6 protein-coding genes and 1 pseudogene are annotated in these 10,665 nt (G+C 71.4%); 3 read left to right on the forward strand and 4 right to left on the reverse strand.

Annotation, left to right across the window (positions count from 1 at the left end; all coding sequences use genetic code 11):
* Nucleotides 1–388: pseudogene (locus ACWENR_RS26615) on the reverse strand (hypothetical protein); the annotation flags it as partial.
* Nucleotides 389–513: 125 nt separating this feature from the next.
* On the opposite strand from ACWENR_RS26615, the gene ACWENR_RS26620 reads away from it, so the two are divergent.
* Together ACWENR_RS26620 and ACWENR_RS26625 are read left to right on the forward strand one after the other, a co-directional pair.
* Entirely contained in the window at nt 514–2,610 is a 2,097-nt protein-coding gene (locus tag ACWENR_RS26620; RefSeq protein WP_452279693.1) for a S9 family peptidase, read from the forward strand.
* Between the two features lie 298 nt (nt 2,611–2,908).
* Nucleotides 2,909–3,838 (forward strand): tyrosine-type recombinase/integrase, encoded by a 930-nt coding sequence (locus ACWENR_RS26625; protein ID WP_452279694.1) that lies wholly within the window; start codon nt 2,909–2,911, stop codon nt 3,836–3,838.
* A gap of 97 nt (nt 3,839–3,935) precedes the next feature.
* On the opposite strand, the gene ACWENR_RS26630 is transcribed toward ACWENR_RS26625, so the two are convergent.
* Nucleotides 3,936–4,406, reverse strand: coding sequence for a hypothetical protein (locus tag ACWENR_RS26630; RefSeq protein WP_452279695.1), 471 nt, complete (start codon nt 4,404–4,406; stop codon nt 3,936–3,938).
* 892 nt (nt 4,407–5,298) lie between these two features.
* Nucleotides 5,299–8,340 carry a Tn3 family transposase gene (locus ACWENR_RS26635; RefSeq protein WP_452279696.1) on the reverse strand — a complete coding sequence of 1,014 codons (3,042 nt, stop codon included), beginning with the start codon at nt 8,338–8,340 and terminating at the stop codon, nt 5,299–5,301.
* A gap of 185 nt (nt 8,341–8,525) precedes the next feature.
* On the opposite strand from ACWENR_RS26635, the gene ACWENR_RS26640 reads away from it, so the two are divergent.
* A complete protein-coding gene (locus tag ACWENR_RS26640) occupies nt 8,526–8,723 on the forward strand; it encodes a hypothetical protein (RefSeq protein ID WP_452279697.1) in 198 nt (65 codons plus the stop codon).
* Nucleotides 8,724–8,735: 12 nt separating this feature from the next.
* On the opposite strand, the gene ACWENR_RS26645 is transcribed toward ACWENR_RS26640, so the two are convergent.
* The coding region (locus ACWENR_RS26645) for a bifunctional polysaccharide deacetylase/glycosyltransferase family 2 protein (RefSeq protein WP_452279698.1) at nt 8,736–10,665 on the reverse strand (1,930 nt) is incomplete at its 5' end.

Raw genomic sequence — 10,665 nt, forward strand, 5'->3', positions numbered from 1 at the left:
GGCGTTGGCAGCGACGGGCGCCGCCGTCGTGACCGAGGAGAGCGTCGGGCTGGGGGCAGGTTGCGGTCGGCGCTCCGGGCGGCTCGTGCCCGATGCCGGCGAGCCGGCCGGTGTCGAGCATGATGTCGACCCGGTCGGGGGCCGCTCCCCAGTCGATCTTGGTGCCGGCGCCGCGCGGCACCACGCTCAGGTCGTGCCGGGCGGCGAGCCGCAGCACCTCGGCGGCGGCACGCGGGCCACCCGGCACGGCCACCCAGCGGGCCGGCCGGCCGGCCACCTCGTCGGCCGGGCCGGCGAGCCGGGCGAACGGCGGGCCGCAGATCTCCGTCAAGCGCCGGGTGATGTCGAGGGCTCCGGGCCGGTCGGTGGAACTCGCTGCTGCCGCCATGCCGGTCATCGTACACATGTTCGAATGAACCGCGACTGATTCACGGGGCTCGGTGTCGAAGGCGGTTTTCGAGTTGGCCTGAGCAGCGGCCGTGTCCGTGAGCGGACAGCCGGTAACGTGGCGCCGTGACCACCGAGACCCCCGTGCCCACGGCGAAGCGGGTGCCCAGCGAGCGCACCCACCACGGCGACACCGTCACCGACGAGTACGCGTGGCTGGCCACCAAGGACAACCCGGAGACCATCGCCTACCTGACCGCCGAGAACGCCTACACCGAGGCCCGGACGGCGCACCTGGAAGGGCTGCGCGCCGACCTGTTCGAGGAGACCCGCCGGCGCACCCAGGAGACCGACCTGTCGGTGCCCAGCCGCAAGGGCGGCTACTGGTACTACACCCGCACCGTCGAGGGGCAGCAGTACGGCGTCCAGTGCCGCCGGGCGGTCCGGGACGGCGAGACCGACCCGCCGGTCAGCGCGGACGGCGCCCCGCTGGACGGCGAGGAGGTGCTGCTCGACGGCAACCTGCTCGCCGAGGGGCACGACTTCTTCGCGCTCGGCGCGTTCGACGTCAGCCCCGACGGGCGGTGGCTGGCCTACTCGACGGACTTCTCCGGCGACGAGCGGTTCACGCTGCGGGTCAAGGACCTCACCACCGGCGAGGTCCTTGCCGACGAGGTGCCCGACACCTTCTACGGCACCGCCTGGTCGGCCGACGCCTCGGTGCTGTTCTACGTGACGGTGGACGACGCGTGGCGGCCCAACCGCGTCTGGCGGCACACCCTGGGCACCCCGTCGAGCGAGGACGTGGTGGTGCACCAGGAGGACGACGAGCGGTTCTGGGTCGGCGTCGAGCTGACCCGTTCCGAGAAGTTCGTCCTCATCGACATCCACAGCAAGATCACCAGCGAGGTGCTGGTGATCCCGGCCGGCAACCCGACCGGCGTCCCCGCGTCCGTCGCGCCCCGCCGGCAGGGCGTGGAATACGCGGTCGAGCACCACGGCCACCGCTTCCTGATCCTGCACAACGACGGCGCCGAGGACTTCGCGTTGGCGTACACCTCGGCGGACGCGCCCGGCGACTGGGTGCCGCTGATCGAGCACTCCCCCGGCACCCGGCTGGAGGCGGTGGACGCCTTCGCCGACCACCTGGTCGTCTCGCTGCGCAGCAACGGGCTGACCGGGCTGCGGGTGCTGCCGATCGGCGGCGGCGACGCCTTCGACATCGACTTCCCGGAGCCGCTCTACAGCGTCGGGCTCGACAGCAACCCGGAATACCAGACCCGGCAGATCCGGCTGCGCTACACCTCGCTGGTCACCCCCGACTCGGTCTACGACTACGACCTGGTCACCCGGCAGATGGTGCTGCGCCGGCAGAAGCCGGTGAAGCCCGGGCCGGACGGACGGGCCTACGACCCCGCCGACTACGAGCAGCACCGCGACTGGGCGCTGGCCGACGACGGGACGCGGGTGCCGATCTCGCTGGTCTGCCGGGCCGGCACGCCGAAGGACGGCTCGGCTCCGTGCGTCATCTACGGCTACGGCTCCTACGAGTCGAGCATGGACCCGTGGTTCTCGATCGCCCGGCTCTCGCTGCTCGACCGGGGCGTCATCTTCGCCGTGGCGCACATCCGCGGCGGCGGCGAACTGGGCCGCCGCTGGTACGAGCAGGGCAAGCTGCTGGCCAAGAAGAACACGTTCACCGACTTCGTCGCCTGCGCCCGGCACCTGGTCAAGGCCGGCTGGACGGCGAGCGACCGGCTCGTCGCCCGGGGCGGCTCGGCCGGCGGGCTGCTGATGGGCGCGGTGGCCAACCTCGCCCCGGACGCGTTCGCCGGGATCGTCGCGCAGGTGCCCTTCGTCGACGCGCTGACCACGATCCTCGACCCGTCGCTGCCGCTGACCGTCACCGAGTGGGAGGAGTGGGGCAACCCGCTCGACGACCCGGAGGTGTACGCGTACATGAAGTCCTACACCCCCTACGAGAACGTGCGGGCCGTCGACTACCCGGCGATCCTGGCGGTGACCAGCCTCAACGACACCCGCGTGCTCTACCACGAGCCGGCGAAGTGGATCGCCCGCCTGCGGGCGGTCGCACCCCAGGGCGACTACCTGCTCAAGACCGAGATGGGCGCCGGCCACGGCGGCCCGAGCGGCCGCTACGACGCCTGGCGGGAGGAGGCGTTCGTCAACGCCTGGATCCTCGACCGCCTCGGCCGCGCCTGACCGGGGCCACGGGCCACGGGCATGATCGTGCTCGAACCCGGATGTAGTGGCCTCACCGGCCCTTGAGGACCAACGCTCGGAGAAGTCCCGTTAGGCAAGATCAATTAGCGGCACTCGAGTTGGGGGTCTGTCGGAGGGACTCCCCCTTACTGGCGGCTGGCCTTTGGTGGTGCTATCGCAGAAAGCTATTGGTTTTCTGCGATAGAGTGCCGGATCGGGAGCGGTGACCTGGACCCAACCGCAACCGGTGCGGTGCCGACTGGCCGTGCTTTTCTGCGATAGGGCGGGAGGTGGTTCGGTGGGCACGGTGCGTCGGCTGCGCCCGGTGGCGGGGCCGTCGGTGGTCGAGGCGATCGACGGCTTCCTGGCGACCCTCGATCATCCGGAGACCGCCGGCACCCGTCGGGTCTACGCCTCGACGCTGCGGCAGGTGCGCGAGCACCTGGGCCCGGCCACCCCCCTCGCAATGCTCGATACCCCGGCCGCCGCAACGGAGCTCGTCGCCTGGTTCACGGGCCGGTGGGGTGAGCGGGCGCCGGCCACGTTCAACCGCAACCTGGACACCCTGCGCTCGGCGATCGGCTACTGGCGGGAACAGGACTGGCTCGCCGGCGATCCGAGCAGGGCGTTGCGCCGGCGTGGCCGGGCGCCGGACCGGACCCGGGCGCTGGGCCGGGCGGAGATCAGCGCGCTGCTGGGCCGGGAGGATCTGCCGCTGCGGGAGCGGACGCTGTGGCGGCTGCTGTACGAGAGCGCCGCCCGCGCTGGCGAGGTCCTCGCACTCGACGTGCAGGACCTCGACCTGCGCAACCGGTGCGCGAAGGTGCGCCGCAAGGGCAACGCCGTCGACGTGATCGTGTGGCAGACCGGGACCGCCCGGCTGCTGCCCCGCCTGCTCAAAGGGCGGTCCCGCGGGCCGGTGTTCCTCACCGACCGCCGCGCCAGGGTGCCCCTGGCCCCGGCCGACGTCTACGAGCCGACCGGGCAGGCCCGCCTGTCCTACCGCCGCGCCGCCGAACGCTTCACCGAGACCACCGGCGGCGCGACGCTGCACCAGCTGCGGCACTCCGCGCTGACCCACGCCGCCGAGGACGGGGCGAACACCTCCACCCTGCTGTCGTTCTCCGGGCACACCTCGGTGGCGTCCCTGGCCCGCTACGCCCGAGTGTCCCCGGAGGCGCTGCGCCGCTGGCAGCAGCACCGCGACCCGACCACCCGCCGCCGGTAGGCGTCAGCACGGCCAGTCCGACGGCCGGCCGAGCAGCGATCTCCCAAGCCAGATGCTCGTCGGGCTTGGCCATCAGCGCCTCGATACGTCGTCGGCCTCAGGGGTTTGCGAGCCAGCGAAGCACGTCGTCGGTGAGGTTCACGTCGTATGGAAGACCGCGCAGGTCTTGCGCAGAGACCTTCAGGCCGCGAGCCCGAGCCAGGTCGGCCAACTCCGCCCACGGGTGTGCCTCGGGGTTCTCGTCGTCGTCAGGAAGAACGGCATTCAACGTCGCGCGGACGATGCCGTCCCGGGCCACGTGGTCCGGGACAACATCGTCGCGTGTGCTACCGGACGTCCGGCTGGTCGTGAAGCCACGAGCATTATGCAAGATCACGCGGCGGCCGTCATCAAGCGCGGCGTATTCGCTGACCGAGAAGCTCTGGGCGTCCGGATCGTCGAGGCGTTCCGGTCGGATGTCGCAGATCGCACCCAGCCCTACGACTCGTCCTGGGTTGACCGGGCGAAGATCGATGCGACCGTCAGCGGCGTCTGGGTGCGCATGCCAACCGCTCTTCACGTCGCTCACTTCCTCGGTGGTCCCCCGTTGTCGCGTCGGTGCTCATCGCGGGTAGACCGTTCAACCCGATCAGCTGCTGCGACGCACTCCGACGCTGGTGCGGCTGGAGCTCGCCCTATTGAAACAAGCCTTGCCGTCCACGGGGTCCGAATTGGCGCAGAGGCGGGTCAGGGGCTGCACGCGAGGTTCTGAACGGTCCCCGTAGTGGTGCCGGACGGGTCGATAATCCCGGGTAGGTCCACGTCCACGACACCGCGCCAGCCGACCGTCGAGGAGTTCGAGCACGCCTTCCTCCCAGTGGCGCGTTGGCCGGAGCCACCCCCGGGGTAGTACCTGCCGCTGCCCGACCCGACCGTCACCCAGTAGCACGAGAAGGAGTCACAGAAGTAGCCCTGCAAATTCACCGCCACGTCTGCTTTATCCGGGCAACTGCCGGAGACCTTGATCCACCAGCCGTGAACGGAGGTTTCCCCACCGGACAGGTGAGGATCATCAACGGCCTGCCGGTACGTGCAGCCGCCGGCGCTGATATTGGACGACTCCGTCTGCGGGCTGACTCCACCCGGGTAGGGCGCGAAGTGACCCGCCCGCGAGGGCGATGACGGCTGCGACGCTACCGATGCTGGTGATGCCACCGCGGCGGTGGGCATCGCGCCGAGGAACACCGCAGCGGCACAGCACGCGGCGACGGATGCGCGGCGCAGGGTTTTGCTCCTGTGGGCTCTGGCCACAACAACCACCTCCACGAGTATCGATGTAACTCGTGGTACACCTCATAGGTGCAGCCTGTCAATGAGCGGGAGGGGCCTGCGCGTTGCCGAGGGTCCGGCCCGGTCGCCGGCATTCGCTGCGGACGCGGCCCGGATCTAGCTGACTTCCGTTTCGATGCTGCCCAGCGGCCTTACCGCTGGTCGGGGTTGCGCAGCGGGCGCCGCCCGCCGGCGAGGTCGGGTAGCACGAACGAGTAGTGGCCGTGGACGTTGAGGTGCGCGTGCTGGTAGACCGACAGGCGGGCCGCGTCGGCGTCGCGCACCGGGTAGCCCTGGGTTCGCAGGGTGTCCAGGGCGTGATCGAGGTAGAGGGTGTTCCACAGGGTCACGCAGTTGAGGACCAGGCCGAGGGCGCCGAGTTGGTCTTCCATGCCGTCGTGGTACGCCCGGTACACCTCGCCCTTGCGGCCGTGGAACACCTTGCGGCCCAGGCCGTGGCGCTGCTCCTGCAGGTTGCGCATCCGCTTCATCTCCCGCCGGTACGCCGGGTCCTCGACCAGGGTCAACACGTGCAAGGTCTTGAAGATCCTGCCGTAGTGGGCGATCGCCTCACCGAGGGCGTTGAGCCGGCCGTCGCGTTGCAGCACCCGGATCGCGTCGTGGGCGGAGATCTCCCGGGTGTGGATGGAGGCGACCACGCGCAGGATGTCCGGCCAGTGCCGGCCGATCTTGCCCAGGTCGCTGCGGCCCCGGGCGGTGCGGTCCAGGTAGCCGTAGTCGGCGGCGGCGTCGATGCGCCACAGCTTGGTGTCGGGCAGGTCGGCCAGCACCGGCCGGTAGTCGAAGCCGAGCAGGGTGACGATGCCGAAGATCAGGTCCGAGTACGAACCCTGATCGGTGATCAGGACCTCGGGACGGGGCCCGCCGTGCGGGTCGTAGACGAGGTCGACGAAGTGCAGGGTGTCGCGGGGGGTGCCCGACAGCACCCGCCCGGTCAGGCCGATGGCCTGATCGGAGATCATGTTGAGCCAGGTCACGCCGCGTTTGCGGGCGAAGTACTTCGGGTTCGGCCGGGCGTCGACGCTGCGCACCGGGACCACGAAACGCATCCCGTCGACCGCAGCGACCACACCGCCGCCGAACAGCCGCGCCAGGCCGAGCTCGGCCTGGGCGTCGATGAACACGGCGTTGGCGCCGCGGTAGCAGTCCGGACGCAGGTAGTACTGATCGACGTGGGCGAGCCGGTCGCGGGTCAACGCGTCCGTGCCTGCGGTCACCGGGCCGAAGCCGACGTTGAGCGCGTGCGCGGTCAACAGCGCCGCGACCGAGACGTGCAGGTCGGCCAGCCGCGACGTACCGCCGGAGATCGAGGTGAACGCCGCCGGGAAGTCCGGATACAGCGCCATCAGTTCCAGAATCATCTCCGGCAGGTCGACCTCGGGCAGCATCGCCGTGGTGCGTTTACGCAGATCGGTCAGGCTGGGTGGCTCGTCGAGAGCATCGTCCTTGGCCAGGTGCAGCCGGCCGTCGGCGTCCACGCTCACCGGCCCGTCCGGCACGATCCCACCGGCGGCGGCCCTCCACGCGGCATCGACGGTGCCGGTCAGCTCGTCGAGCAGTTCATCAGGGCGTTCGGGAAGCTGTAGCGCCGACAGTGCCGGCCCCCGGGTCTGCTGCCAGCGGGCGCCGGTCAGCAGCTTGGCTCGCGGATCGGCCCACCGGTCGGAGACGACCGCGTAGATGTCGCGGTGCTTGAGCGCGGTGTGAAACAGCTCCAGCACGCAGAACACGTAGGCGTTGCGGTCCACCGTGCCGGGTGGGCGGTCCTTGGCGAAGACCAGCCGCTGCCACCAGCCCTTGGGCACCAGGTCGACGTTGACCTTCCGCGCGTCCAGGTATCCCTTCGGCACCCGCTCGCTCGGGCGGGCCTCCAGCAGGTGCGCCAGATCGCGTATCGCGGCCAGCACCGGGGCGGCGTCCACCGTCGCCCCGAACTCGATCACCTCGAACAGCAGCCGCACGAACGGGCGCACCGTGGCGAAGCGTTCCACCACCTGCGCCCGCCACTGCCCGTGCACATCGGCTGCCGGCGGTGGAATCATCTCCTGCACCCCGGCCACCGCGGCGGCCAGCCGGGCCCGCGACCCGACCGCGGTGTCGATCGCCTCCCACACCAGGTCCAGGGGCACCGCCTCGCCCCAACCATCGGCCTCGAACAGCACCTGCACCGCCTGGGCCAGCACCGCGACGTGCCGTGACTGCCCCGGCAGGCGGCTCAGCTTCTGCTTGTCCGCGTACTTGCCCGCCCGGCCAATCAGCTCGTTGGTCATGAACACATCGAACAACTCGAGAGCGTCGTCGGTGGCCTGCACCTCCAGCCACCGCACCGTGGCCAGCAACGTCGCCAACCTGCGCTCATACGGGTGCCCGGCCAACTTCGGCGCCTTGGCCGCCATCCCATAGCGGGCCAGTCCGATCACCCGACGTGCCGGCACCGCCGGCACATCGACCGTCCGCATCCCCAGCCCGGCGATCTCCATCACCCGGTGCAGCGCCGCGCTCATCCCCCTGCCCGTGGTGCTGCGCTCGGCGTGACGCCACAGGTCCAACTGCGAGCGGCGCCGGCCCTCCGGCACCCGCAGAATCCGTTCCAGCTCCACCGCCTGCTGCGCGCTGACCGCCTGCGCCAACATCGTGTACAGCCGCTGCTGGGCCGCGTTGCGCACGCTGGCGACGACCTCCGCCAAGGTGCTCACACCCGGCAGCAGCACCCGCTGCTGGCGCAGCCACGCCCCCGCGGCGTAGAACAACGCCTTCGGCCCGTCACCGGTGATCCACGCCTGATCATCCAGCCACCGCAGGAACTCGCCCTCGGCCGCAGCGAAGTCCCGATATCCGTACACCCGGGCGATCTCCGCCTGGTGCTCATACCGGGTGTTCCGCCGCTCCAAGTACCGCTTCACAGACGACGGATCGTCGATCTGCAGCTGCACCGCCAAGTAATCCACCACCGACGTCGGCACGTCCAACGGGTCCGCCAAGAACCGGCCCACGTGACGGACCGTCACCAACTGCAGGGCGAACCCCAACCGTGAATGCGTCCCACGATGCTCCGCGACCAGGTCACGATCCGCGTCATCAAGGAAGAAGAACCGCTCCAGCGTCTCCCGGCCCGGCGGCGTCTCGGCGTACCGGCCGAACCCGTCCATCTCCGCCTGCGACAAGAAGCTCACCGATGACGACACAAGCGATCACCGTACGCGGCACCCTTTCACGTCACTAGACCTGATCTTGCCTAACGGGACTTTTCCGAGCGTTGGTCCTCAAGGGCCTCACCCGCGCGGGGAGGCCACTACAACGCGGATCGAGCACGATCATGGCGGGGGTGGCGGCTGCCCGGGGCGCCTAGACTGCCGGGGTGGTCGAGGACGGGGGTGGCGAGGAGGCTGACGCGGGGCGGCCGGAGGGCGTACCCCGGTCGAGCCTGCGGACGGCGGCGCGCGACCGGCGCGTCTGGGCGATCCTCGCGGTGGTCGCGTTCCTGCTGGTGTGCTGCTGTTCCACCGCCGCCGGGACGCTGCTCGCGCTCTCCGCCGGCCTGTTCACCGCCGGCTGACCCCGTCAGGCGTCAGTGCGGCGCCCGCCCCTGGGCGCCGACCAGGGCCGCCGCCTCGCCGGTGCGCACCATCCGCTGCCAGCGCAGCCGGTTGCCGATCAGCGCGGTCACGACCGACTGCACCACCACCAGGTACATCACCTGCCGATAGATCAACTGCTGGAACGGCAGGCTCCACAGCGGGCCGAAGCGCTCCCGGTCCAGCCGCAGCGCGTACGCGGCGGTGACCGTCTGGAGCAGCAGCAGCCCCGCCCAGGCCAGCACCAGCGTCGACCAGGGCAGGAAGAGCAGGCCGTAGACGGCGTAGACGTCCACCGCCGGGGCGGTCAGCGGCAGCACGACCTGGAACACGGTCAGGTACGGCAGGCCGCGCCGGCCCAGCTTGCCGCCGGCGCCCCGCTCCCGCAGCGCGTGCCGGTGCTTCCACATCGCCTGCATCGTGCCGTAGCACCAGCGGTAACGCTGCCGCCAGAGCTGCCGCAGCGAGGAGGGCGCCTCGGTCCAGGCGATCGCCGCCTCCTCGTAGACCACCCGCCAGCCGGCCCGCAGCACCCTCATGGTGAGGTCGGTGTCCTCCGCCAGGGTGTCCGAGGGCACCCCGCCGACGGCGAACAGCACCTCGCGGCGGAACGCGCCGATCGCGCCGGGGATGGTCGGCATGCACTCCAGCACGTCGTACATCCGGCGGTCGAGGTTGAAGCCGATCACGTACTCCAGGTGCTGCCAGCGGCCGAGCAGCCGGCGCCGGTTGGCGACCTTGGTGTTGCCGGAGACGGCGCCCACCGTGGGGTCGGCGAACCCCTGCACCAGCCGGTGCACCGTGTCCGGCTGGAAGACGGTGTCGCCGTCGACCAGGACCAGCAGGTCGGCGCGGGCGGCCCGGATGCCGGTGTTCAGCGCCGCCGGCTTGCCGGCGTTGGCCTGCCGGACGACGCGCACCCCGCGCAGGCCGAGCCGCTCGACGATGCCGGCGGTGTCGTCGCTGGAGCCGTCGTCCACCACGATCACCTCCAGCGCCGGATAGTCGCTGGCCACCAGCGACCGGACGGTCGCGGCGATGTTCGCGGCCTCGTTGTACGCGGGCACGATCACCGAAACCGGGGCGGTGATCGCCGGCGGGGCGCGCCTCGGTCGGCGGACCCGCCGCACGTGGAGCTGCGCGCAGCACACCTGCACGGCCAGGCGGGCCACGCCCAACACCAGCGCGATCCCGAGCAGCAGGTCCATCGCGCCGGCGATCCAGCCAGCGCCGGTCTGGGTCCACCGGAGGGCGTGCCCGCTCAGCCGGCTGCCCCCGCCCGCCGGCACCATGGAGGCGGGCGCGTCGATGCCCTCCGAGACGGTGGTGAACCGGTAGCCCTGCCGGGTCAGCCCGGGCAGCAGCCGGTCGAGGGCGGCCACCGTCTGGGCCCGGTCGCCGCCGCCGTCGTGCATCAGCACCACCGCCCCGCGCCCACGCTGCGGGGTGGCGGCGGCGACGATGGCCGGCACGCCGGGCCGCTGCCAGTCCTTCGTGTCCCGGTCGGCGAGCACGGTGACGTGCCCGGTGCCGGCGGCGGCGCGCAGCGCGGCGTACTCGGGGCCGGTCAGCGCCGACGGCTGGGACGAGAACGGCGGCCGGAGCAGGGTGACCTCGCGGCCGGTCGCGGCGGCGACCGCCTTGCGGGTCAGCGACAGCTCCAGGTCGCGACGCCAGTCCGGGGCCGCGCCGAGGTCGGCGTGGGTGAAGCTGTGCGAGCCGATCTCGTGCCCCTCGGCGAGGATCCGGCGGACCAGTTCGGGGTGCTCGTTGACCCGGGCGCCGACCACGAAGAAGGTGGCGCGCGCGCCGTGCCGGCGCAGCGCGTCGAGCACCTGCGGCGTCCAGCGCGGGTCCGGTCCGTCGTCGAAGGTCAGCGCGACGGTCCGGTCGGGCATCGTCCGGCTGGCCGGCCGGTCCCGG

The sequence above is a fragment of the Micromonospora sp. NPDC004336 genome (assembly GCF_053602615.1).